The sequence below is a fragment of the Bacteroidia bacterium genome, from assembly GCA_041391665.1.
Taxonomy (GTDB): domain Bacteria; phylum Bacteroidota; class Bacteroidia; order J057; family J057; genus JAGQVA01.
Genome location: JAWKNO010000003.1, coordinates 425,406 through 448,516, shown reverse-complemented (window position 1 = coordinate 448,516; position 23,111 = coordinate 425,406). Strand labels below are relative to the sequence as shown.

23 protein-coding genes are annotated in these 23,111 nt (G+C 45.4%); 8 read left to right on the top strand and 15 right to left on the bottom strand.

Annotated features, from left to right (window positions below; all coding sequences use genetic code 11):
- Positions 1-7: 7 nt before the first annotated feature.
- Positions 8-439 carry a T9SS type A sorting domain-containing protein gene (locus R3D00_24635; GenBank protein ID MEZ4776385.1) on the bottom strand — a complete coding sequence of 144 codons (432 nt, stop codon included), beginning with the start codon at positions 437-439 and terminating at the stop codon, positions 8-10.
- Positions 440-635: 196 nt separating this feature from the next.
- Here R3D00_24635 and R3D00_24630 point away from each other — a divergent pair, with 196 nt between their 5' ends.
- Positions 636-1,445 (top strand): hypothetical protein, encoded by an 810-nt coding sequence (locus R3D00_24630; GenBank protein ID MEZ4776384.1) that lies wholly within the window; start codon positions 636-638, stop codon positions 1,443-1,445.
- A 79-nt stretch (positions 1,446-1,524) separates the two neighbouring features.
- Here the strand turns inward: R3D00_24630 and R3D00_24625 are convergent, their stop codons facing one another.
- The 4 genes from R3D00_24625 to R3D00_24610 all read right to left on the bottom strand — a co-directional run bounded on the left by R3D00_24625 (position 1,525) and on the right by R3D00_24610 (position 5,645).
- The gene (locus R3D00_24625) at positions 1,525-2,409 is read right to left on the bottom strand and encodes an Rpn family recombination-promoting nuclease/putative transposase (protein ID MEZ4776383.1); all 885 of its coding nucleotides are present in this window, start codon (positions 2,407-2,409) and stop codon (positions 1,525-1,527) included.
- Between the two features lie 162 nt (positions 2,410-2,571).
- Complete coding sequence (gene cydB / locus R3D00_24620) at positions 2,572-3,606, bottom strand: cytochrome d ubiquinol oxidase subunit II (GenBank protein MEZ4776382.1); 1,035 nt, start codon at positions 3,604-3,606, stop codon at positions 2,572-2,574.
- An 8-nt stretch (positions 3,607-3,614) separates the two neighbouring features.
- Positions 3,615-4,997: a cytochrome ubiquinol oxidase subunit I gene (locus R3D00_24615; GenBank protein ID MEZ4776381.1), complete on the bottom strand. Its 1,383-nt coding sequence runs from the start codon at positions 4,995-4,997 to the stop codon at positions 3,615-3,617.
- A gap of 6 nt (positions 4,998-5,003) precedes the next feature.
- Entirely contained in the window at positions 5,004-5,645 is a 642-nt protein-coding gene (locus R3D00_24610; GenBank protein ID MEZ4776380.1) for a Crp/Fnr family transcriptional regulator, read from the bottom strand.
- A gap of 145 nt (positions 5,646-5,790) precedes the next feature.
- Here R3D00_24610 and R3D00_24605 point away from each other — a divergent pair, with 145 nt between their 5' ends.
- Positions 5,791-6,141 (top strand): iron-sulfur cluster assembly accessory protein, encoded by a 351-nt coding sequence (locus R3D00_24605; protein ID MEZ4776379.1) that lies wholly within the window; start codon positions 5,791-5,793, stop codon positions 6,139-6,141.
- 8 nt (positions 6,142-6,149) lie between these two features.
- Here the strand turns inward: R3D00_24605 and R3D00_24600 are convergent, their stop codons facing one another.
- The 3 genes from R3D00_24600 to R3D00_24590 form a co-directional block, all read right to left on the bottom strand.
- A complete protein-coding gene (locus R3D00_24600; protein MEZ4776378.1) occupies positions 6,150-6,539 on the bottom strand; it encodes a helix-turn-helix domain-containing protein in 390 nt (129 codons plus the stop codon).
- Entirely contained in the window at positions 6,487-6,804 is a 318-nt protein-coding gene (locus tag R3D00_24595; protein MEZ4776377.1) for a type II toxin-antitoxin system HigB family toxin, read from the bottom strand. The genes R3D00_24600 and R3D00_24595 overlap by 53 nt, the downstream gene beginning before the upstream one ends.
- Positions 6,805-6,917: 113 nt before the next feature.
- Positions 6,918-7,772, bottom strand: coding sequence for a thioredoxin family protein (locus R3D00_24590; GenBank protein MEZ4776376.1), 855 nt, complete (start codon positions 7,770-7,772; stop codon positions 6,918-6,920).
- Positions 7,773-8,529: 757 nt separating this feature from the next.
- Between R3D00_24590 and R3D00_24585 the strand changes: the two genes are divergently transcribed.
- The 4 genes from R3D00_24585 to R3D00_24570 all read left to right on the top strand — a co-directional run bounded on the left by R3D00_24585 (position 8,530) and on the right by R3D00_24570 (position 12,243).
- The gene (locus R3D00_24585; GenBank protein ID MEZ4776375.1) at positions 8,530-9,627 is read left to right on the top strand and encodes an ATP-dependent 6-phosphofructokinase; all 1,098 of its coding nucleotides are present in this window, start codon (positions 8,530-8,532) and stop codon (positions 9,625-9,627) included.
- A 14-nt stretch (positions 9,628-9,641) separates the two neighbouring features.
- The gene (locus tag R3D00_24580; protein MEZ4776374.1) at positions 9,642-10,793 is read left to right on the top strand and encodes an iron-containing alcohol dehydrogenase; all 1,152 of its coding nucleotides are present in this window, start codon (positions 9,642-9,644) and stop codon (positions 10,791-10,793) included.
- A gap of 88 nt (positions 10,794-10,881) precedes the next feature.
- On the top strand, positions 10,882-11,469 hold the full coding sequence (locus tag R3D00_24575; GenBank protein MEZ4776373.1) for a sigma-70 family RNA polymerase sigma factor: 588 nt from the start codon (positions 10,882-10,884) through the stop codon (positions 11,467-11,469).
- 12 nt (positions 11,470-11,481) lie between these two features.
- Positions 11,482-12,243 (top strand): hypothetical protein, encoded by a 762-nt coding sequence (locus R3D00_24570; protein MEZ4776372.1) that lies wholly within the window; start codon positions 11,482-11,484, stop codon positions 12,241-12,243.
- Between the two features lie 91 nt (positions 12,244-12,334).
- Here R3D00_24570 and R3D00_24565 read toward each other — a convergent pair whose 3' ends face one another.
- The 4 genes from R3D00_24565 to R3D00_24550 form a co-directional block, all read right to left on the bottom strand.
- Positions 12,335-15,373, bottom strand: coding sequence for an efflux RND transporter permease subunit (locus tag R3D00_24565; GenBank protein MEZ4776371.1), 3,039 nt, complete (start codon positions 15,371-15,373; stop codon positions 12,335-12,337).
- A 44-nt stretch (positions 15,374-15,417) separates the two neighbouring features.
- Positions 15,418-16,497, bottom strand: a complete 1,080-nt coding sequence (locus R3D00_24560; GenBank protein ID MEZ4776370.1) for an efflux RND transporter periplasmic adaptor subunit — start codon at positions 16,495-16,497, stop codon at positions 15,418-15,420.
- 31 nt (positions 16,498-16,528) lie between these two features.
- Complete coding sequence (locus tag R3D00_24555; protein ID MEZ4776369.1) at positions 16,529-17,896, bottom strand: TolC family protein; 1,368 nt, start codon at positions 17,894-17,896, stop codon at positions 16,529-16,531.
- A 93-nt stretch (positions 17,897-17,989) separates the two neighbouring features.
- Positions 17,990-18,634, bottom strand: coding sequence for a TetR/AcrR family transcriptional regulator (locus R3D00_24550; protein MEZ4776368.1), 645 nt, complete (start codon positions 18,632-18,634; stop codon positions 17,990-17,992).
- 95 nt (positions 18,635-18,729) lie between these two features.
- On the opposite strand from R3D00_24550, the gene R3D00_24545 reads away from it, so the two are divergent.
- Positions 18,730-19,377, top strand: a complete 648-nt coding sequence (locus R3D00_24545) for an esterase (protein MEZ4776367.1) — start codon at positions 18,730-18,732, stop codon at positions 19,375-19,377.
- A 28-nt stretch (positions 19,378-19,405) separates the two neighbouring features.
- The gene (locus tag R3D00_24540; GenBank protein MEZ4776366.1) at positions 19,406-20,929 is read left to right on the top strand and encodes a serine hydrolase; all 1,524 of its coding nucleotides are present in this window, start codon (positions 19,406-19,408) and stop codon (positions 20,927-20,929) included.
- Between the two features lie 35 nt (positions 20,930-20,964).
- Here the strand turns inward: R3D00_24540 and R3D00_24535 are convergent, their stop codons facing one another.
- Genes R3D00_24535 through R3D00_24525 form a run of 3 tightly spaced genes read right to left on the bottom strand, consistent with a single transcriptional unit; the run spans position 20,965 to position 23,030 of the window.
- Positions 20,965-21,375, bottom strand: a complete 411-nt coding sequence (locus tag R3D00_24535; protein MEZ4776365.1) for a DUF6157 family protein — start codon at positions 21,373-21,375, stop codon at positions 20,965-20,967.
- 43 nt (positions 21,376-21,418) lie between these two features.
- Positions 21,419-22,147: a YafY family protein gene (locus tag R3D00_24530; GenBank protein ID MEZ4776364.1), complete on the bottom strand. Its 729-nt coding sequence runs from the start codon at positions 22,145-22,147 to the stop codon at positions 21,419-21,421.
- A 34-nt stretch (positions 22,148-22,181) separates the two neighbouring features.
- Complete coding sequence (locus R3D00_24525; GenBank protein ID MEZ4776363.1) at positions 22,182-23,030, bottom strand: 3-keto-5-aminohexanoate cleavage protein; 849 nt, start codon at positions 23,028-23,030, stop codon at positions 22,182-22,184.
- Positions 23,031-23,111: the final 81 nt, after the last annotated feature.

Genomic DNA, 23,111 nt, shown 5'->3' with positions numbered 1-23,111 from the left:
ACATACATCAGGCCTGCATTACCCAGAGTCTCGTAGCACAACCATCTTCCAAAATCACCCGAAAAATATAAGTACCAGGTTCAAGGCTTACAGTAGTAGATGATTGGAAGCTGGTGATCTCATATAATGTCTCTCCAGACAAATTAAGAATGCTAACCGATACCAGACTATCAACAGAAGGCACTGCCACTCTTACCTGAGTCGTCCCCGGGTTGGGAGAAAGCGAAAAACCCGCATCAGGAAACGAACTACCTTCGCAAATTGTTAGTCCGCTACTATTTGCATATCCAATCAAATCTTCAATAATAATGATTACCCCATCCGCCCGGGCCGAACCCGGAAACAACATAAGGCATATACATGCACAAATCAGATACCGTCCCAAATTGGGGAAATAATTACCCGACCCTGGCCAGGTAGTGGCAAAGTTGTAAGTCATGATTTAATGATTTAGGGTTATGGGCTACCTGCCCGGGATCGGTAACCACTAATCAAATGTGTATGCGCAACACAAGAACCTTACAAACTTCGCTCACAAAGGGGGCCGTTCATACTTAGATATTCATTACTTTGACACAGTTTTGCGTTATTTTCATTAGAAATAATTATTTATACTTTCTCCGACTTCTTTATCTATGCAGTTTTCTTTGAAAGATATTCTTGAATTGAGGTTTACCCTTTCCGAAGAAGCGGAAGTCAGTCTCCCGCTCACGTATTCCAAATGTGGCCTGCTCAGTCAGGTTATTGAAAACACAGTCCCCGGTACACCCGAAATATCTCAACGTTACCTCTATGAGTACCTGCATCTTAGAATTAATCGGGCATTAAAGGCAGATGAAACCACTTATGGGCTCAATGTTGAATATGTGGAAAAATTGGTTCGATTTGCTGGTTATGAGGGCGTTCAGGATTGGCTTGCCAGCAGGGAAAATCAAAAACCCAAGCCCGATGACCAGTTGGAAAGCCTTAAGGGAATGTATTACTGCTATGTAATGTGTAACTCAGGGCAGCCAGACCTGCTAAAATCACCTGTGAAGATTCACCACAATGGAAAACATTATGTGGTAGAAATGCGGGGAAAAGTGAGGAAATTTGAAGGGGTACCTGAAATCAGGCAGGGGTGTTTGTTTGTACTGCTTCGTTCTGACCAGGACAAACAACTCCATTGGGTGTGTAAAGTAGGAAACAGTCGTTCACCTGAAATTATCCAATATATTTTCTCTGGTGTTTCTTCAGGTGGCGACCCCATTGGCGGAAAGGGATTGCTGGTCAAAACGCGTCTTTCTGATATGAATGAAGGAACCAATGAAAAAATTCCGATGGAAAATCTAAAATTCAGTTCTTCGGAAAAAGATCTGGGCCTGTTTACTTATTTTTCAACTGCCAATCCAGCACGGATGAAAATCAGTAGTGTGAGCACTTTTGACTTTCGGGATATCAATTAAATATCAGTAAGTTTCACTTTTTTAAAAGTACCAGGCTTAGTTTGATGAACAGACTTTGACCAACAGGGTATTTTGTTTTCTACAAATTCTCAATTTCTTCTTTAGATAACCCTGTCGACTTAATGATAATATCAATAGCTACATTATTTCTTTTTAATTCTATAGCAACTTCGATCTTGCCTTCGATCTTGCCCTCAATCTTGCCTTCGATCTTGCCTTCGATCTTGCCCTCAATCTTGCCCTCTTCTTTAGAAGTATCCACTACATTTTTTAAGTCCCGATAATATTTCAAACTTTCCTCATACGCCTCTTTTTCTTCAGGCGTAAAACGGGCGATCTCAGCGGCTTCAAATAATTTTCCAAAGACTTTTTCTTGCAAAGCTTTTGGCCTGTTATTTAACTTCGCTAAGTGGCGGAATACATATAGCCATTTATCAAAATGAGAGGATAACTCATCCTCCTGCTTGGTGAATTTGGGTAATTCAATATAGATAAACTTCAATTTGTCATAAAAAACCTCACAGCGTTGGTTCTTTAATTCTACTATATGCAGTAATTCTTCCTCCTTTTTATGATCCTCAAAAATGAAATCAAGAATGCCTACTGTATAAACCGGATCTAAGCGGTAATCCCAATCGCCTTTCTTCGCCTGTTCCTGAATCGGAAAGGATGAATAGTAAATACTACGGTCTTTAAAAAAATTCTGCTTCGCTTTCTGAATCTCTACGATAAATCGCTCTCCCGATTCCCCTAAACAATACAAATCAAATATAGCTTTTCGATCCAGATCATGAGATCCCAATTGTTCGGAATTTGCATAGCTAAGGTCCTTAATCTGATGTCGTGCCGGCAATATTTGGTTGAGAAAGTCAATTAATAAACTCTTATTGGGTTCAGTGCCAAATAATTTCTTGAACCCAAAATCAGTTAGCGGATTAACATACCTCTCTTTTAGCGCACTCATTTCCACCTATTTATATTACAACAGTCAACAATTAGACCAGGTAAAGATAATCATTTCTGTAAACGGATCGAAGCTATTTATTGTTGTTCGTGGGGTTGTTTCCTCAATTGAATTATGACCAAAAGTCAGTATGGTGGCCGATGGTTTTTAAAGCCTCCCCCCTCAATAACTACTCTCATCCAGCTTCACTTTTCCACGGAAAGTCCAAAACACAAACGCTGTATAGGAAAGCACCAATGGCGCGCCAATCGCGGCGATGATCAGCATGATGGACAGGGACTTTTGTGATGCCGCAGCATTGTAAACCGTCAGGCTGTACGCCGGGTCGATCGTGGACAGGATAAGATTGGGGTACAATTCTATCGCAACAACGATCAGCATCAGGCTCAATGTCAGGCAGGAAAATAAAAATGCTGCCATATACTTCCGCTTCGTGGCAAGCCTCGGGATATTCGCGATGCTCAGAAAAGCTGCCAGTGGTATGATAAACAACAACGGCGTTTCCTTCAGCCGGTCTGACAAATGGGGGAAATAAATCAATGTGTAAATGGTCGTGATCGCAAAACTCACGACAAAAAATATGATCGAATTCCGCAACAGAATGGTAAACTTGGCGAACAGCCTGCCCTCCGTCTTCATGGTCAGGTAAATCGCTCCGTGCATCATAAACAGCGCCAGGGTCGTGATTCCTACCATAAACGCATACGGATTCAGAAACGCCAGCCAGCTCCCTTCCAGTTCTGTGTTTTTGCCAATGGGCATTCCCTGCAATACATTTCCCAAAACCACTCCCAGCAATACCGCCAACATGATACTCGAAACGCTGTAACTGATGTCCCACATTTTTCGCCACCACAACATCGGCTCCTTGCTCCGAAACTCAATCGAAACCGCCCTGAAAATCAGGAAAACCAGAAAAAGGATAAACGGAATATACATCGCCGACAATACTGAGGCATACACGATAGGAAAACCGGCAAACAATGCCCCGCCACCAATCACCAGCCAAACCTCATTGCCATCCCATACCGGGCCGACTGCATTGAGGGCAATTCGCCGGCTTTCTTCCTTGCGAAGAAATAAATGCCAGGCTCCGGCGCCAAGGTCAAATCCGTCGAGAATGCCATAACCCGAAAACAGGCCTCCGATAACCAGAAACCATAACGTAGGATAATCTATACCGAGAAATGTTTCCATTTTACCTTTTAATTTTTTTGTTCGAATGCTTCTGCCATCCCCTCCAGGGTCGGACTATGGGATGTATGATCCTCTTCGTAAGGACCATGAACAATTTTTTTGTTGAGCAGATAGAGAAACAGCACCAGCAACAAGGCGTAAATCAGGGTAAATAGGATCAGTGAAAATACAATTTGCCCTGCGGTCACAACCTGCGAAAATGCCTCAGACGTGCGCAGCAAACCGTACACCACCCAGGGCTGGCGCCCCATCTCGGCAGTGTACCAGCCAAACTGATTGGCTAGTTGAGGCAAAAATACGGCAAATACAAATGCCCGCATCAACCAGGGGGTTTCAAACAATTTACCCCGCCAGAGCATAAATACTCCCAGCAGCGATAGTCCGATAAGCGCCATGCCAATCATGACCATCAAATGATAAAACTGGAATACGGCATTGATTGCCGGAGGGCGGTTTTCCGGAGGGAAACTGTTAAGGCCGGGGACAGGTGTTTCAAAATCGAAGTTGATAAGGAACGTAAGTCCCCCCGGGATTTTCAATCCGGTAACTGTCTGCGACTCCTTATCCACCCAGCCCAGCAGGTAGAGATCTGCGACAGCGAGGCTGTCGAAGTGGCCTTCCAGCGCGGCGAGTTTGGCGGGCTGGTTGCGGGCTACGCCCGAAGCTGATTCGTGCCCGGTGACGAGCTGGGAAAGCGAGGCAATGACCGCAACAACCAGTGCAATGGAAAATGCGCGTTTCGAAAGGGGTACATAGCGGTTTTTGAGTATATACCAGGCGTGCACACTCATCACCAGAAATGCCCCGGCGAGGAATGCGCCGATCCAGACGTGGAGCAGCCGCTCCACGCTGGAGGGATTAAATACCATGGCCCAAAAATCCGTGATTTCTGCCCGGGCATTCATTCCTTCGCCTACTACGTGAAACCCTGCCGGTGTCTGCTGCCAGCTGTTTGCCACTACGATCCATACCGCTGAAAACATTGAACCCAGCCATACGCCCAAAGTTGCAATAAAATGCACCCGTGGACTTACCTTATTCCAGCCAAATATTAATATTCCGAGAAAGCCGCTTTCCAATGCAAAGGCAAAAATCCCTTCGGCTGCCAGCGCACTGCCAAATACATCGCCCACATATCGGGAGTAGGTCGCCCAGTTGGTCCCAAATTCAAACTCCATCACAATACCTGTCGCGACCCCGATTCCGAAGGTGAGGGCAAAAATCCTCGCCCAAAACCGGGTCATTTGCTCGTACATTTTATCGCCGGTGCGCAGGTACATCCCTTCCATGATGACCATAATTAGCCCCAGCCCAATGCTGAGTGGCGGGTAGATATAATGAAAGGCAACCGTGAAGGCAAATTGTATTCGGGCTAATATTTCTACATCCATGAGTTTTCAGGTTAAAATGATTCGGTTTCTGCCCAGCTGAACCTGCCCCAGAGTTTCGAGTTGTTTGAGCAGGCGGGAAACAGCTTCGCGGGAGGCGTTGAGGTCATTGGCGATTTCTTGGTGGGTAGCCTGAACTTCATTGCTTCCGGTTGCGCCGGCTTTTTTGTGCAGATAGTCGAGGAGGCGCTCGTCCATTTTCCGAAAGGCGATATTGTCGATGGTTTTTACCAGTTCAAACATGCGGTTGTCATAGGAAAGCATGACGAAATTGCGCCAGATCTGGTAGCGGGCGAGCCATTCTTCGGCGTATTTGACGGGAATGCCTATGATGACGGAATGATCTTCGGCCGTAGTGCGGATCACGCTTTGTTTTTCCATCATACAGCAGGTAAAGGACATCGAGCAGGCATCACCGGCATTGAGGTAGTATAGGAAAAGTTCATTCCCGTCATCACCTTCCCGCATGACTTTAATATATCCTTCAATTACCAGAGGCACCATACGGATGTAACTTCCGTAGTCCATGATGACTTCTCCTGCCTCATAACTTCTCAGTACCCCTACTTCGGCAATTTCCTTCAAAAGGTCGGGGTTGGCAAGCTGGGGGAAATATTTGCTCACAAGCCCGGATAGGTTTTCGTCATGCATACAGCGCTGGTTTGAGCTGTAAAATTAACCTAATTTGGGAAACCTGTCATCACTTTTGGCGTATTTGTTTGTAGTTGTAAATGATATTTTCAGGGATAAAACAAAAAGTGTAAATTTGCAGTTATTCCAAAATAAGGACAGAAATATGGATATGACAGAAGTACAATCTCCGGTAATTACGCTGACGGAAAGTGCGGTAACTGAGTTGAAATCTATCCGTGAGAAGGAGCAGATCCCTGCTAATAAATATCTTCGCCTGGGAGTAAAAGGCGGCGGTTGTGCAGGTATGAGCTATATTCTGGACTTTGACGAAAAGCAGGATTTTGACGATCTGCTCGATATTGATGGGATAGCTGTAGTGCTTGACCGCAGACACGCTTTGTACCTTGCCGGTATGGAAGTCGATTATCAGTATGGACTCAATGACCGGGGTTTTATATTCAATAACCCCAACGCCAAATCGAGTTGCGGCTGTGGCACTTCGTTTTCGGCATGATAATACGTTTAGTATTCTTTTATAAGAATTTCTGCCGGAACATCTAACTTTTCATGGATCCTGCGAATCATTCCAAGGCTAAGTTTTCTTCTTCCAGAGAATATGTCACTGATCCGGCTTCGGTACCCTAACACTTTTTCAAGTTCTGATTTCTTCATGTTTAGCTGATCCATCCGGAACTTTATAGCTTCAATCGGCCCTGGGGTGTCAATAGGATAGTGTATTTTCTCATACTGTTCTATCATAATGCTCAGAACTTCCAACTCATCTGATTCCTTGGAATTTTCCTCTAAGTCCAATTGCATAAGATTATATGCCAGCTCAAGGTATAATTCGTATTGTTCATTATTTTTTATGGGCTTTACCATATTGTATTGTCTTAACATTGATTTTGTCATATTCATTATGGGTTCCAATCCAAACGATAAAGATAATCTTTAGCCTGTACTCAATATCTACAACTAGTCTGTAATCGTTTCCCTTTATATTAAAAACTACTCGTTTCGAAGATATTATTGAAGCATTTTTGTATTTAGATTTAAGTTCATGAGAATTCTGCCATTCAGAATGTATGGCTTCTTGATACCAGGATTTTAAAGATTCTTCTGAATGGGTATGATTTTGCCAGAAATTCCGAAGAGTACTAACTGCTATTATCCTCATATACTTTCAAAGATACAATTTGTTACCAAAATGGTTCGTATTCCTTTAAAAAAAATCCAACTCTGGTCATGAGATGGATTTTATGCCTTACAAGGGTAAAATAAACATCAATTCTACTTATAAGCGTCGAGGTTTACAATCATCGCTGTTCGTTTTTCGCGTTCCTGAAACAACTTCCGAAATCCTTCTGCCTGACTTGCTGAGTCAAATGGGCCGACAACCACTTTAAAAACCGTATTGCCGCTCAGTTTGCTGATGTTTACCATCACCTGCTGTTTGTAGAGAACTTCCAGTGCAGATACTTCCCGAAGCACATTTGCATAGTCCCCAAAAACACCAATTTGTACACCATAACCATTGGAATCTTCTTGTTCCAGGCTGATGCGGAAAAGCCCGACTTCTGTATTAATCAGGTCTTTGGTGGTTTTGGTTGTTGGAACTGATTTTTCAACGATTTTGGCAGGACTCGTTGAAGAAGTTGCGGTTGTGGAAGTTTTGGGTGGGGCAGAAGTAGGGGTATTTTCCGCCAGATGAGCTTTGTCTGAAACCCGGTGGAACTCTACCAGTTGAGCTTTCAGGTCGGCTGCATTTTTAAATCCAGAAAATTTGCTGACAACTTCGGCCTCATCATTAAATATGATAATGGTGGGAAAGAAGATGATGTTAAATTCTTCCGCAAGGTCGCTATTACCCCGATCCGGAGATTCTGCATCTACTTCAAATGCCAGATAGTTATTTTTGACATACTCAATAAGATCTGGATTGGTATAGGTGTAGAGCTCCATATTCTGGCAGGGAGTGCTCCATGAAGTGTGGAAACTGATAAAAAATGGTTTGTGTTCTTCTCTTGCCTGAGCTTTTAATTGTTCAAAAGTTCCCTGAAAAAAATTAATGGACGTACGTTCTTCTGCCATAAGGGCACCCCATACCATCAATAGCAAGGTGAGAAGATTCAATCGCTTCATCATGATAATTAGTGTTAGATATAGAGGACGGGTAACTCTGTTTTTGTCTGGCAAGATCGACAATATGAAATAACCCATTTTTTTTATTCAATCAAAAATTGGCTCATAGACCAGCAAGATAAAAACTGTAAGGTTTACCGGGGAATGTTTGACTTTATGCGAATAGTGTTTGTAAATGCTTTAAAATCAGTGAATTCATTTGTTTCGATTGTCGCAATTTCTTTCATATGGAAAACGAAAATTTGGCTCGTCTGGTATAACCCGGATCGTGATCTCAACTATGCTTAATATTTCGATTAAGGCAAAAAAGATCAAGCATGAACAAATATTTCAGTTTGAAAAAATAAATCATCTTCAATCATCAATTTTGTGCCCGAAATCATTTTTTACGAATGTTAAACAGCCTTTTAATTTATGAATGGATCATATTTTATATATATATTATGAAATATCGTATTAAATATACGATCCTGAACAATCTGATAAAGAGTAACATTTTCTTTGCTTATATGTATTGGATATTGAAAGAAACTTTCTCCGGGAATGGTTTTCTGTCAGCCAATTCTGCCCTGGAAAATACATGAAAATATAATTTTGGAGCAAACATCCGGCACATTGGCAAGATATGTAATGGGAGAACGCCTTTCATACTTTTTCTTTTGCAAATATATGGAGACCAATGGCCTCCTGTGTTGATGCTTTTTTTGGGGAATCATGCAATATCGTCTTACCTTGCAACCAGAATTTTAACAGCTGATACATGAAGAAAAAACTCCTCGTAGCAACAGGTGGTGGTGATTGCCCTGGGCTCAATGCCGTCATTCGTGCTATTGTGAAAAGATCCTTGCTTGAAAATGATTGGGAAGTCTATGGCAGCATAGAGGCCTATACCGGACTTATGCGCGAACCCATGGAACTTGTTCGTCTGGATGAACATGCAGTCGCTGGCATCCACGTTCGCGGCGGCACAATTATCGGCACGACCAATAAGGCCGGGCCCTTCGAATGGCCGGTACAACAAGCCGATGGCTCCTGGATTACGGAGGACCGCTCTGACTGGATGATTGCCAGGTTGAAAGAAATGGGCTTTCATGCAGTAATCAGTATCGGCGGTGATGGCTCTCAAAAGATTTCCCAAAAGCTCTTTGAACAGGGCCTCAATATCGTAGGCGTACCCAAAACCATTGACAACGACCTGTCTTCTACCGATTATACCTTTGGTTTTCAAACGGCTGTGCAGGTTGCGACCGAGAGTTTTGATAAACTGGTTACAACGGCAGAAAGTCACAACCGGGTGATGGTCATGGAGGTAATGGGCCGCGATGCCGGATGGATTGCCCTCCATACTGCAATTGCAGGGGGTGCCGAAATCTGTCTGATACCTGAAATTCCATATGATATTGATAGAGTAGTGGAAAGAATCAAGTCGCGCTACCATGCAAGAAGAGGATTTGTAAATATCGTCATTGCCGAAGGTGCTTACCCCAAAGGCGGTAGTGTAGTTGCTTCTGATTCTGGTGAAATCGGCTATAAACACGTACGTTTGGGGGGGTGTGGATATCGCCTTGTCGAAGAACTTCAGCGAGCCGGCCTGACCGCGGATTGCAGAGTTACCGTTTTGGGACATGTGCAGCGTGGCGGCACGCCTGTCGCTTTTGACCGGGTACTGGCCACCCAGTTTGGGGTAAAAGCGTTCGAAATGGTATTGGAAGGTAAGTTTGGTCGAATGGCTGCCTACCGCAACAATTCTATTATAGATGTCTCGCTTACAGAAGCTATCAACACGTATAATTTTGTCAACCCTGATTCCTTTATGGTGAGTACTGCTAAAGGTACAGGTATTAGTTTTGGAGAATAGAATAACGCATCTATATGTCAGTGATAACAGAACCCAGATCATTCAACTATCCTACACAGATCAGGTTTGGCGTAGGGGTAATCTCCGAATTGCCGGACTATCTCAATCACCATAGCTTGCTCCGGCCACTGTTGGTTACGGACCCGAATGTGGCGAAGCTGGATTTTTTCAAAAAAATCGTCGCAAACCTTCAGGCTAAGGGCCTGAGTGTGGAAGTATTTTCTGACATTCATGCCAACCCGGTAAAAGCCGATGTGCTAAATGGCGGAAAGTTGTACCATGCTTCCGGTCGTGATTCCATCGTCGGTATCGGTGGTGGCGCGGGTCTCGACGTCGCAAGGGCCATCGTGCTGCGTGTCAATCACCACAGGGATTTGTTTGATTATGACGACCTGATAGGCGGAGATCAATATGTAACCGAAGATGTCCCTCATTTTGTAACGGTGCCTACTACATCTGGAACCGGCAGCGAAGTAGGGCGAAGCGCGATTATTTCGGAGGATGATACCAAGCGGAAACGCATTCTTTTCGCCCCAAAACTCATGGCAAAACAGGTATTTGCCGATCCTTCTCTCACCTATGATCTCCCTCCGCATATTACAGCGGCTACGGGTATGGATGCATTTACCCACAATATCGAGGCCTTTCTGGCAAAAGGGTTTCACCCCATGGCTGATGGCATCGCGCTGGAAGGCATTCGCCTGATTGCCGAATCGATAGAGTCGGCTGTAAACTATCCTACCCCTGAGTCACGTGCCAAAATGCTGATCGCTTCGATGATGGGCGCCACTGCCTTCCAGAAAGGCCTGGGGGTTGTACATTCTCTGGCACACCCGCTTTCGACCCTGCTCGATATGCATCATGGCCTTGCCAATGCCGTCAATCTTCCCTACGGTATGCAGTTTAATCTGCCTGGCCTGGAAGATCGTTTCAAACGCATAGCCATAGCGATGAACCTCGAAAAGACGGATGGCGAAGCCGTGATTGAAGGACTATTTGCCCTTAATCAGAAGATTGGCTTACCACTTAAGCTATCGGAATGTGGAGTAAAAAGAGAACATCTGGAACCGCTTTCCGATCTGGCCATTGCAGATTTTGCACATCCCAATAACCCCAAACCCGTAAGCCGTGCAGATTTTCGGCAGTTGTACGAAACGGCCTTCTGAGCGAATAGAGGCAGGTTGTAAAAATATTTTAAAAAAAAGTGCCTTTTGCTGTTTACGTTTTTGTCTCCTCGTTGACTAAGGTATAACTGTGCGCTATTCAGACGAGGATATCAAGGGCATGATATGCCAGGGAGGAGATGCTTTGCCAAAAGCAATGCGGATTCTCTATGACCAACATCGACGGGAAATGATCGGAAAGCTCCGGAAAGTCATGGGTTCGGAAGCCGAAGATGTTTTTCACGATGCACTGGTGATTTTGGTAGGCAATGTGATGGACGGGCGGTTTTCAGAAAAGAGTACACTCAAAACCTACCTCAAATCGATCGCCCACAAATTGTGTCTCCGGCATTTTGCGCGCTCAGCCAGGGATGAGCGGTATGTGAATCGTTTCTTTGGAAACGAAACGCATACCAACGATCCCGAAGCGGATTTTATGGAAACCCAGTTTCGCAGTTCGATGGAGCAGGTGCTTGATCAGTTACCCGCACAGTGTGGCGTGATTCTTCGCATGTGGATGCGCAAATATTCCATGCAGGAAATCGCAGCCCAACTGGGCTACGAAAATGCTGTGGTGGCCAGAAATGTGAAAAGCCGCTGTCTGAAAAAACTGGCTTCTCTTGTCGGCAATGACCCCGGTTTGCGCCAGATGCTGGAAGAGTTGAACAAAAACGATTAGGATTTCCTAAACATGGACAAAAAAGACAGTACAAACCCACAGTTGGAAGCGTATCTCGAAAACCAACTATCTCCGGAGGAGAAAAAAGAATTTGAAAAGGAACTGGAGCAAAACGTTGCCCTCTCGGAAGAACTGTTGCAATACCGGCAGGCTTATGCTGCATTAAAAGTGCTTCGTCACAATGATCTGCTGAAAGAAGTTCAGAATTATTCAGATGAGAGACGCCGCGCCTGGCGTAAGTCTTTGCTGTTGTATTCCGGTATCGCCGCAAGCTTGCTGATTTTGGTGTTTTCTGCTTATGGATTTGCCTTCTCATACAGCAATGGAGCGATTTTTGACCGGTACTTTTCTCCCTATGTTTCCCTTTATGGTACATTGAGAAGCCAGGGCAACGATGATTCAACAGATTTTTTCAGGGCGATGAAAGCCTATTCTGAAAGAGACTATTCCTATTCTATCAAAGCCCTTCGCACCATTTCCCCTGAAAGTGTTTTCTATAAAGACGCGCAACTATATCTTGCTAATGCACTGATGGCCTTAAAACAATATCGCGAGGCCCAACAGGTGCTGGAGGATGCAGATGTATCTGTGCCTCAGGTGGGCTGGTATCTGGGGCTCTCACTGCTGGCAACCGAAGATAGTGAAAAGGCTCAAAAAGTTTTTGAAGCCCTGCGCCAAAATCCGAAGGATGATTTTTACCAGAAAAAAGCTGATTTGGTGCTATCCGATCTTCATTCTCCATTGAGGCGGTTACCGGGAATGGTATATCATTGATAAAAAAGAAAAGAGTGTAAGTCCCAATATAGCTGTGTCATAAGTCGCTATAGTTTGAATTACACTCTTTTATGAATTGTTTTCTAAAAACTTATGCCTGCTTCTTCGTCAGCCACTGATACAAGATCGGCACAATCAGTAAAGTCAACAGGGTTGAAGATACCATTCCTCCGATAATTGTCCATCCCAACGGTGACCAAAGGTTGCTGTTGGAAAGTGTCAGGGGAAGAAGGCCGAATATTGTGGTAAGGGTGGTCAGCAAAATCGGCGTAAATCGCGTCTCACTTGCTGTCATCAGGGCATCTCTTATGCTCATTCCCCGTTCCAGAAGCTGGTTGGTATAGTCCACCAAAATGATAGATGTATTCACGACAATTCCTACCAGACTTGTGAATCCTACAAAAGCGAGGAATGAGAATGAATATCCGGAAAGGAATAATGCGACAATAGAGCCCGAAAATGCCAGCGGAATTGCTGAAAACACTACAAAAGGCTGACTAAAAGACTTAAACTGAAGTACCAGCACGGCAAATATTCCCAATAATGCTACTACCAGCATTTGCCCGAGGTCGCCAAATGATTCCTGCTGCGTCTCATATTCCCCCGAAATATAATACTCGTAACCCGTAGGCAACGGAATAGTCTTTAAATCTTCAATAATGGCTTGTGTAATTTCGGTTACATTATATTCATCTTTCACATCTGCGGTCACAGTAACCGTTCGCTCCAGCCCGTAATGATCGATTTCAGAAGCCCCTGCTTCAAACTCCAGCCGGGCAACCTGACCTAAAGGAACCTGTGCACCGGCAATACTTGCTACAGATATCCGGCTAAAATCGCTGGCCTGTGCATTTTCTCCCTGGGCCATGCGGGCTACCATCGGGTATTTATTTCCGTCAGGAAGATTCATGGTTCCCAGTTCATTGCCTGTAAATGCTGTCCTGACCGCAATGTCTATATCGGCCAGCTGTACCCCCAGCATTCCTGCTTTGTCCCGGTTGATCTTTGTGCGAATATTGGTTTTGCTGAGTTCCAGCGGATTGTCCACATTAAATGTGCCTTCCTGAGCCGAAATCACTTTTTCCAGCGATGCCGCAAATACTTTGAGCGAGTCCAGATCGTCTCCGATAATTTTTATGGCTACAGGCGCGTCGTACGGAGGGCCATTTTTGAGCTCCAGAACTCTGATCTTTGCGCCAGGATATTGGTCAAAGGTATGCCGGAGATTGGCTACCAACTGATAAAATTTTTCCTGATCCCAGGTCTCCAGATGTACCAGTGCCTGGGCATGATTGGCGGAGAAGTTTTTGGGAATAATATTGTAGTAAATCTGTGGATTGCCATGTCCTACATTCATGATATGGCTGGTTACAAATGTTGATGTGTCAAGGACACTTTCGACAAATTGCGCAGCCTGATTGGTTTTTTCCAAATTACTTCCGTCAGGTAAGTCAATGTTTACAACCAACATAGGCTTGTCTGCCGTTGGAAAAAAACTCACCCCTACATAAGGGAAAAGGAAAATGCTGCCAACAAGCGATGCTGCAGACAGGCCGACGATTAGCCATGGTCTGTCGAGGGAAAAAGACAAGACTTTTCGGTACCGGGTTTCAATGAATTTCTGCATTATCTTCTCTGCACGGGTGAGTTTTCCATCCACTACCGGACGCATAAGTTTGCTTGCCAGAATAGGCGTCAGGACCAATGCCAGCACAACTGAAGCCAGCAGGCTATATATCACGATCAGAGGTAATGACTGGATAAATTCTCCCGTCCCGCCACCAAGTTGGGTGATGGGGAAAAATGCCAGTACCGTTGTGACCGTAGAACTCACAATGGCCCAGCCTACCTCTGAAGTACCTTTCGCAGCGGCTTCCAATGGGCTGTAGCCTTCTTTTACAAACCGGTAAACATTTTCTACAACCACAATTCCATTGTCAACCAGCAACCCGAGCGCAAGAACCAGTCCGGCAATGGAAATCTGCTGAAGACCAAACCCGCTGATGTCGAGCAGGTAAATGGCGATGATAATAGACGTTGGAATCACTGTCATCACGATCAGGGCATTGCGTATCCCCAGGAATAGCAGGATGACGATCCCCACCAGCGCAATTCCCTGAAGCAGATTCATAAAAAAATCATTGATCCGTGAGGCAACGGCCGGGCCTTGTTTAAAGGCATATGTCAGCGTGATTCCCTGCGGCAATTCTTTCTGGAAATCTGCAATTTCGGCATCAAGTTCATCGGTGATTTTCAGGATATTTTCGCCTGATTTTTGTGTAAGGGAGACAAATATGGCCTGTTTGCCGTTGACCCGGGCAAGGTAGCGGGGATCTTCGTAACCAAAGTATACATCTGCTACATCGTGGAGATAAACGATATTGCCATTTCTGGCCGAAATCACTGTATTGCTCAAATCTTCAATGGATTGATACCCTCCGCTGGTCTTCAGGGTAAATTTTTGGGTTCCTGCTTCGAGGTCACCTCCGGGAATGTTGGCATTATTTCCCTGAATGATACCGGTTACCTGATTGAGGGGTATGCCCAACCGGGCAATTTTTTCGAGATCCAGCGAAATCCGGATTTCCTGCCCGGGGTATCCTTCTTTTGTCGCGCTGCGCACGCCGTCCACACTTTCGAGCCGGTCTTCCAGTCGGGAAGCCCATTGAATCAGTTCGCTGTATGGCGTACCATCAGATATGAGTGCCATTTGCAGAATTTTCACATCAAGGGGGCTGATTTGCCTGATTTCCAGACTGTTGAGTTCTCTGGGAAGTTGATCCCTCACGGTGTTGACGCTGGCTCTTACTTCATCAAACTGGTCGTCTGTATTGACGCCAAACTCGCCTTCGATTCTGATCACTGCGACCCCGTCTTTGATAGAGGTCCGGATCTCGGTGAGATCGTCCAGCTCATTGAGTTTTTCTTCTATCGGATCGACTACAAGTTCTTCAATATCTTTGGGGTCTGCTCCGGGATACACCGCGACTACGGTGTAAAGGGGGAAGTTGAGCGCCGGGTCTTCCGACCGCGGCATATTCAGGAAGGAAAGTGTACCCATGCACAAGGCCAGAAAAACCAGCACGGTGACAAAGGCATAATTATCTATGGCTATTTTTGGTAAACGCATATTAGGAGTGAGTTTATGGAGGTAAATGACGTTTCCTGTAAATGTTATCGCTGCTCCGCGAGGTTTTTCTTTCCTGCTTCAGGGATGGTAACCGTGTCTCCGGGTTTGAGATACCGGGCTCCGTCAGTGATTACTTCCGTCAGGCCATTTAATTGATTCATGGGGACTGCTATATGATCATTGCCGATCCGGTAATGGGGCAAGTTGACCTTGCGCACGGTTTGGCTTCCCGGCTCAGTCGTATAAATGGTGGCTCTTCCGGGCTCTGCTTCTACAATGGCTGTCATTGGAATTTTTGCCCATTTCCCTTCGTTTTGCGGGATGAGCGTAACTTGTCCGATGAAACCGTTTTTGAGCGATTTGGGGTGTTTTTCTATTTGTAATTCCACCTGAAATGCACCTGTCATTGGATCTGCCCCGGCTGCGATTTCCACGATTTTCGCTTCAAACGTATCCGCAGGCCATGCATCAAAATGTACCTGCGCACGGTCGCCATAATTGACTCTCACGATGTCGGCATCTGTAAGCCCGGCGCGGATAACCTGGTCTGAGTTTGTGGCTGCGAGGAAAAATACCGGGCTGCCCGGACCGATGATCTCTCCTGTTTCGGCTAGTTTTTTCAGAATACGCCCGCTGGCCGGTGCGTAGATTTCGGAATACTGCTGGTTGAAGGTGGCAATACGAAGATTGGCCTCTGCTACATCTTTTGCTGTGGTCAGGTCCTGTACTACTTCCAGGGTGACGACTGTATCCTGATACAGCCTGGTTGCGCGCTCCAGATCGCGGCGGGCTTTTTCGGCGGCACTCGTTGCCTGATTGACCTGTGCGTCGATTTCCGATGGATCGAGCTTTGCCAGCAACTGTCCTTTGCGTACCGTGCTGCCTTCATTTACATAAACGGCGCGGATCACTCCGCCTGTTTTAAACGAAAGTTTGATCTCTTCCTGCGCAGCGACTATCCCGCTCGTGAGTATGGACGGGGCCTCTTTCAATGGTACAATGGTTTCCATCCGCACGGGGATGGCAGGGGTTTGAGCGGATTCAGATGCTACCTGTGTCTTTGAGCCGCAGGCGGCAAGAATCGCAATAGCAGTCGCAATAAGAATGGATTGAAAAGTATTCATTTTCTATTTTGTTTGATTGTGATCGGAGTGATTAAATCGCGGATGCCCAGTTCAGTTCTGCAACTTTGCTGTGGTAATCCCATAGGTAAATATTGTGGTTGAGTTTAGCCTGAGTGAGTTGGTTTTGTGCGTCCATGAGTTCCAGCAGACTGGCCTGATTTTCCTGGTACCGCCTGCGGATGTGTTCAAATGTTTCTGTAGAGGATTTGACTGCTTTCCCGGCTGCAAGGCCTGCAGTTTTTGCTGCTTGTACCTGATACCATGCCTGCTGTACCTGAAGCTGGATTTGCTGCTGCAACTCACTTTCCTGATTGTGCAAAATGGCCTGATCGATCTCTGCCTGCTGGATTCGCGCATCGTTTTGAAAGCCCTTAAACAAATCCCATTGGAGGGAAATCTGTCCCAGCCAAAACCGCTGATCTTTGTCAAAAGTATAACCAAAGCCTTGAGCGCCTGCATCTACCACGGCAACTACACGGGGAAGGTTGGCTGCACGGGTTACGCTGGTTGCATATGCTCCTGCTTCTTTGGCATAGGATAGCTGAGTGAGTTCGGCGCGCTGCATGATACTCTGGTTTAATGCCTGCTCAAGACCTATGACAGGGCTATGGTTGTTGAGGAGGGTGTCCCTGACAATATTTTCTGCAAGGGGACGGTTGAGCAGGAAATTAAAATATGCCTTGGCAGTCTGGTTTTGCTGAATGGCTTGCGCTTCCTGTTCTTTGAGTTGGGCAAGCTGTGTTTCGGCTCTGGAAACTGCATCTGGTGTAGCCTTTTGGTGGTCAAGCAGGCGTTGATTTACCCGGATAATCTCACGTAGCAGCGTCTCTGTTTCACGGAAAATAGCCAGTGCATCTTCTGTTTTCTGGTAGTTGAAGTAGGCGACGCGAATGTCTTTTTCCAGCTCAGCAGCATAGCTGGCTTGTTGTGCTTCAGCCAGACTGATCAGGGACTTTTTGGCTTTGTAGTTCAGGTAAATATCGGGGTTGAACAATGGCTGAATGACGCGAAATTTGGTCTCCTGGAAGTTGTTGGGCAGAAATTGCTCTTTTACATTTTCGAGGTTGGTGGGAAAATTCTGTGTTTCAGTCAGTGCATTGAGTGTGGAGTATATGGGATTGAGTAAATCGCCTATAGGAAACTGAATAGCACGACCGCCATTGGCCAGGGTGTAGGAGGCTGAAAAAGTAACCTGAGGCATAAACAGTCCTTTGGCTTCGCGCAGTGCCTGCACACTTTTTTGGTAGGAGAGTTCCCGGCTTTTGAGTGCGCGGTTGTTCTCCAGACCGGTTTTTACATAGGTGTCCAGAACGTCGGTCTGCGCGTACTGGGCAACAGGTGTCAGCAGGAAGAAAAGCCACAGAGGCAGGGTTGAGATTGATGAGAATATTTTTCGCATATCCTTAGTGGTTTATATTTTGGAGTGAATGGTGGTTACTGTATGAACATATATTTAAAAATGAACAGTGTTTAGTTTTGGGGTAAATTTTTTTTATTTCTGATAAAGGTCCAGCAACATATTGGTGGTTTCTGCTATTAAAGCATCGGTAAGATGGCTGGGGAATAGTTTTTCCAGTCGCTTGCATATACTCAGGCTTGCCATTCCATGTACAGATGACCAGATCGCAAATGTGATTAAATTGACATCGGGGTTTTTAAAATACCCCTGCTCTATACACTCCTGAACAGTCTGGTGTAAAGTGCCAAAAGATTTCATTACCGCCGTCCATTTGTCCGGGGAAACTGATTCTGCGGGATGCAAACCCAATCGCTCTTCGATGATATTCATTGGCGCTGACTGAATAAACATCAGCTCATAGGTTTCCGGAAATTCAAAGGCAAATGCCATATAATGTCGCCCTAGTTCACGCAGCCGCTCTACCGGGTGGGTAATGGCCAGGGCCGGGGACATTTTCTCAAAGAGCAGATTAAAACCCTCTTCGTGCAGGGCAAAAAATATATCGTCTTTGTTTTTGAAATACAGATAAATCGTTCCTACGCTGTAATCGATCGCTTTAGCTATTTTTCGCACACTGGTTTTTTCATATCCCTCCTTCCGGAACATTTTTCCGGCCGCCTTCAGGATTTTGTCTCTTAATTCCTGCTTTTCCCTTTCTCTTCTGTCTGCGATGCTCAAGCTTTTTTTATTTTTAGTGTACAACGCAAATTAAATGAACATTGTTCAGTAAAACCAAATTTTTTTTCGACATTTGTCTCAATCAATATCCATTCATGCAAAAACAGGTTTCTTTTACCATTCAGGCCCCTTATTTTTTTATGGGAGAACTGACCGAAAATACCCGTCATATATGGGTTGCCTGCCACGGTCACGGTCAACTCGCCCGGTATTTTATGAAACGATTTGACTTTTTGGACCTTCAAGAGCATTACCTGATTGCGCCACAAGGTCCTGATCGTTTTTACATGGACAATTACACCCGCATCGGTGCTTCCTGGACTACCCGCGAAAACCGGGAAATGCACATAGAAAACCAGTTGAATTATCTTGACAGCGTATTTGATACGGAAACTGCTGACGTTGACTGGTCTCAGGTAAAACTCCACTTGTTAGGGTTCTCTCAGGGGGTGAGTGCCATTACGCGGTGGGCAGCCTCGCGAAAAATTTTATTTGACAGCCTTTCTCTTTGGGCGGGTGGTTTTCCTCCCGAACTCACCAAAGATCAATGGTCATTTGTCAAATCCTCTGCACGCACGTTTGCAATTATCGGGCGACAGGATGAGTATTTAACCGAGGAAAGGCTGGAAGAGCAGAAAAAACTCATCTCTGGGGTATTTGAAAATTGTGAATTTATACTTTTTGAAGGCAAACACGAGATGAATCGCGAGGTTTTGGCTACGCTTGTGGAGAAAATCTCCTAATTTTCCAACGGCTTATTATTTACCCGATATGAAAAAATTTCTTTCTGTTTCGCTGTTTCTGTTCCTGCATCTCTCGCTGCTTCATTTGCCGGTGCTCGGGCAGGTCGATTATGAAAAACTCAACACGTATCTTGCTAAAGCTGTAGCTGACTACAACGTCCCGGGCCTTGCAATTGCAGTTGTAAAGGATGGGGAAATGGTATTTTCGCACGGTTACGGTCTTCGGGAAGCTGGAACAGACAAAGTCATCACGCCCAATTCGATTTTTGGTATCGCCTCCTGTTCGAAGGCATTTACTGCAACGTGCATCGGCATGTTGGTCGATGAGGGAAAACTCAAATGGGATGACAGGGTAATAGACTATCTGCCTGATTTTCAGTTGTATGACTCATACATCACCCGGGAGCTGCGCGTGCGTGATTTGCTTTGTCACCGCACAGGATTTGATACATTTGACGGAGACCTTCTTTGGTATGGTTCCAGTTATGACCGTAAGGAAATCGTCAGAAGAATCCGTTATCTCCCCATAAAAAATAGTTTTCGCTCACAGTTTGGCTACTCCAATGTCATGTTTATAACCGCCGGAGAAGTGATTGAAGCGGTAAGTGGAATGACCTGGGATGAATTTGTGCAGAAGCGGATATTCGAGCCGCTGGAAATGAAAGATGCACGCACCACCAATCAGGATTTTAAGAAAAAAGCAGAAAGAGCACTTCCTCATCTGGAGGGAAAAGTGGTCGGGGATATCAATTACGACAACAGCGGCCCCGCTGCTTCTATCAACGCCTCCGTTACAGATTTGAGCAAATGGCTGACTTTCTGGCTGGCTGGCGGTAAATATGGAGATAAACAACTGCTTTCTTCTGAATCGTGGCAGGAAATTCTCTCTGCCCAGACTGCACAAAACCCCAGCAACCTGGAAAAACAAATGGGGATTCACTTCGAAAGTTATGCGCTCGGCTGGCGATTGTTTGATTATGGCGGCAGAAAAGTCGTAGAACACGACGGCGGCCTTCCCGGATATATTTCGAAAGTGGCTTTTATCCCGGAAGAAAATCTCGGCGTAGTGATCCTCACCAATGGCATGCCCGTCGTATTGAATATGGCCATACGCAACGAAGTATTTGACCTGTTTCTCAACCGTCCCGAAAATGACTGGGCCGGGCGTATGCTAAAAATTGAGAAAAATTACCTCAACTACGTGGCAGGCCAGAAAACAGAACGGGAAAAGACCCAGATTCTCAATACCCAGCCTTCACTGGCAATGGCTGATTATTCGGGTAGATATGAAGACAAAATGTACGGTCCGGCAGAGATAACGATCCGAGATGGGAAACTGTTTCTGACCCTTTTGCCAACAGCTACCCTATTTACCGGCGAACTCAAACACTGGCATTACAACACTTTCCGGGTGGATATTGCCGACCCGTTTTTGCCTTTTGGATTGATTGTATTTGAGATGGATTCGCAGGGGAAAGTGACGGGTTTTACGATTGATCTGCCCAACCCGGACTTCAATTTTTACAATTTGAAATTTGAAAAAGCAGAGTAGGGGACATGCGCTCAAATTTCAGCTAATGACAGGTTTTAAGCCCTTCCGGAACGCATCGCTTTGACTTTTTTTACAGAATCATCCGCGACAAACTGCTCATACTCTGTGGTTTCTGCACCATACATGGCAATTTTTCCGTTTTCGTCGCTGTGAATACCCCAGCCGTATTGTTTGGTCAGAGGAGAGGCTCGAAAACAAGGTTGACCTTTAGAAAAGAAGTGTTGCCTTTGTTCCTCCAGTTCGCCCTGGGGTATATCTTTCCTTTGTGCGAAGGTGGAAAATAATACATCATCAGAAGTGTATTGATAAGGGTTTTCATACAGCATATCAAACTGAAGGTTTGCGACTGATTTTTTTTCACCTTTCAGTGGTGGCATGTTACCTTCTTTGACCGGGCTATCCTCCGCGATTTCGATAAACGTGTTGAAGTAATTTGTAGAATGCATAACTGATAAATTTTGTCAAATGTATATCGGTTGTGTGACAACCCTATGTCAGTGGTTCTCCAAAATGTTTTTTTCGCTGTATTTCAATATATTCATCAAGGGTGATGGTATGAGGGGTGAATTTTTGAGACAATTTTTCCAGCTTGTGAATACGATCAACCCTGAAATTGCGGAATTCATTTCTTAGCCGGCACCAGGCGATAAGCACCCATTGCTCTGACTGGTTGTGGTAAATGGCAAAAGGCTCAACTTCCCGTATTGAATTTTCCTCTGCATTTTCTTTTCTGTACGTGATTTTTAGTACATGATAATGCGTCAGTGCCTGTTGAATATCAGTCAGATAATCACTCGTCCTGATGTTTGCCCAATTTTTTCCAATAATGATTCGCTCAGCGAGGATATCAGCTTTTTCCCTTTCCGGATGCGGTAAAACGGACTTTATTTTTTCGGTTGCTTTTTGAAATTCGGCGATGAGGGAGACATCGGTAGTTTGCAGGATCATTTTTTCGGCAATGATGATAGCATTGGCTTCCGTCTCGGTAAACATGACCGGAGGCAGGCTAAATCCATCCATCAGCGTATATCCTTTCCCCTCAATGGATACGATGGGTACCCCCGCATGTTCGAGGGAAAGTAGATCCCTGTAAATGGTTCTTGTACTGACTTCAAAGTGTTGAGCAAGCTGGTTTACGGAAACATAGGATTGGGATTGCAGTTTCAGTAAAATAGAAGTCAGCCGGGACAGCCTTGAAATATTATCAGTGTAAGCCATTGGTAACAGAATTTATCAAAGACAAAAGATTGCTTCATGTAATCCCCAGCATATCACGGGTTTCAGCGATGGTAGCGATTTCCCTGCCCATCATACGTGCGAGAGAAACGCCGGCTTCCACACAAGCTCCGTTGGATTTTGCCATTTCTCCGGAAGGCAGGTAAAAATTGTCTTCCAGCCCGACGCGAAAACTTCCTCCCATGGTACAGGCAACAGCAGCCAATTGCCATTGCTTTCGGCTGATGCCGATGACCTGCCAGTGTGAGCCTTCGGGCACCTGCCGGATCTGGTGCAGCAGATTTTCTGTTGACGCCGGAATTCCGCCCAGCACGCCCATGACCAGGCTATATACGGCCCTTTCGTCGATCAGCCCCATTTCCCGAAACGGCGCCGCATTATGGATATGCCCCGTATCAAAACACTCCATTTCGGGGATGGTACCAGCCGATTTCATGGCGCGCACAAAAAATTCCATATCGGCGAAAGAGTTTTCAAACACAGTTTGCCAGTGAAACTGCTTCGATTTTTTGGAAAATATGCCATAGTTCATGCTGCCCATATTGAAAGCGGCCATGTCGGGTTTCAGGGCTGTGATATGGCGAATTCGGTCTTCTCTCGAAACCCCTACCGCTCCGGTGGAGTAGTTGATGATGACTTCCGGGCAGCGGGTGCGCACTTCTTCATGAATCTGAGCAAAAACTTCAGGGCGCCACGAAGGCATCCCATTGTCTTCACGAGCATGGATATGAACGATGCTTGCACCCGCTTCTACAGCCCGGAGAGCCTCTGCGCCAATCTCCGCCGGTGTGTATGGAATGGCAGGGCAATGGCTTCGATTGGTAACCGCACCGGTCAGTGCCGCGGAAAGAACCAATTTTTTCATAGAATTTCGATTGTAACAGCGAATTTTTAAAATTTATATCTATCTTTATCCGGCTCTTAAAAGAACCTGCAAAACCATTAT

Excerpts from the sequence above, each read along its gene's own strand:
- R3D00_24615 (MEZ4776381.1), bottom strand. The coding sequence starts at position 4,997 with ATGGATGTAGAAATATTAGCCCGAATACAATTTGCCTTCACGGTTGCC.
- R3D00_24635 (MEZ4776385.1), bottom strand. The coding sequence starts at position 439 with ATGACTTACAACTTTGCCACTACCTGGCCAGGGTCGGGTAATTATTTC.
- R3D00_24625 (MEZ4776383.1), bottom strand. The coding sequence starts at position 2,409 with ATGAGTGCGCTAAAAGAGAGGTATGTTAATCCGCTAACTGATTTTGGG.
- R3D00_24630 (MEZ4776384.1), top strand. The coding sequence starts at position 636 with ATGCAGTTTTCTTTGAAAGATATTCTTGAATTGAGGTTTACCCTTTCC.
- R3D00_24560 (MEZ4776370.1), bottom strand. The coding sequence starts at position 16,497 with ATGAATACTTTTCAATCCATTCTTATTGCGACTGCTATTGCGATTCTT.
- R3D00_24535 (MEZ4776365.1), bottom strand. The coding sequence starts at position 21,375 with ATGCATTCTACAAATTACTTCAACACGTTTATCGAAATCGCGGAGGAT.
- R3D00_24590 (MEZ4776376.1), bottom strand. The coding sequence starts at position 7,772 with ATGATGAAGCGATTGAATCTTCTCACCTTGCTATTGATGGTATGGGGT.
- R3D00_24525 (MEZ4776363.1), bottom strand. The coding sequence starts at position 23,030 with ATGAAAAAATTGGTTCTTTCCGCGGCACTGACCGGTGCGGTTACCAAT.
- R3D00_24580 (MEZ4776374.1), top strand. The coding sequence starts at position 9,642 with ATGTCAGTGATAACAGAACCCAGATCATTCAACTATCCTACACAGATC.
- R3D00_24605 (MEZ4776379.1), top strand. The coding sequence starts at position 5,791 with ATGGATATGACAGAAGTACAATCTCCGGTAATTACGCTGACGGAAAGT.
- R3D00_24610 (MEZ4776380.1), bottom strand. The coding sequence starts at position 5,645 with ATGCATGACGAAAACCTATCCGGGCTTGTGAGCAAATATTTCCCCCAG.
- R3D00_24565 (MEZ4776371.1), bottom strand. The coding sequence starts at position 15,373 with ATGCGTTTACCAAAAATAGCCATAGATAATTATGCCTTTGTCACCGTG.
- R3D00_24545 (MEZ4776367.1), top strand. The coding sequence starts at position 18,730 with ATGCAAAAACAGGTTTCTTTTACCATTCAGGCCCCTTATTTTTTTATG.
- R3D00_24555 (MEZ4776369.1), bottom strand. The coding sequence starts at position 17,896 with ATGCGAAAAATATTCTCATCAATCTCAACCCTGCCTCTGTGGCTTTTC.
- cydB (MEZ4776382.1), bottom strand. The coding sequence starts at position 3,606 with ATGGAAACATTTCTCGGTATAGATTATCCTACGTTATGGTTTCTGGTT.
- R3D00_24585 (MEZ4776375.1), top strand. The coding sequence starts at position 8,530 with ATGAAGAAAAAACTCCTCGTAGCAACAGGTGGTGGTGATTGCCCTGGG.
- R3D00_24600 (MEZ4776378.1), bottom strand. The coding sequence starts at position 6,539 with ATGACAAAATCAATGTTAAGACAATACAATATGGTAAAGCCCATAAAA.
- R3D00_24540 (MEZ4776366.1), top strand. The coding sequence starts at position 19,406 with ATGAAAAAATTTCTTTCTGTTTCGCTGTTTCTGTTCCTGCATCTCTCG.
- R3D00_24595 (MEZ4776377.1), bottom strand. The coding sequence starts at position 6,804 with ATGAGGATAATAGCAGTTAGTACTCTTCGGAATTTCTGGCAAAATCAT.
- R3D00_24570 (MEZ4776372.1), top strand. The coding sequence starts at position 11,482 with ATGGACAAAAAAGACAGTACAAACCCACAGTTGGAAGCGTATCTCGAA.
- R3D00_24530 (MEZ4776364.1), bottom strand. The coding sequence starts at position 22,147 with ATGGCTTACACTGATAATATTTCAAGGCTGTCCCGGCTGACTTCTATT.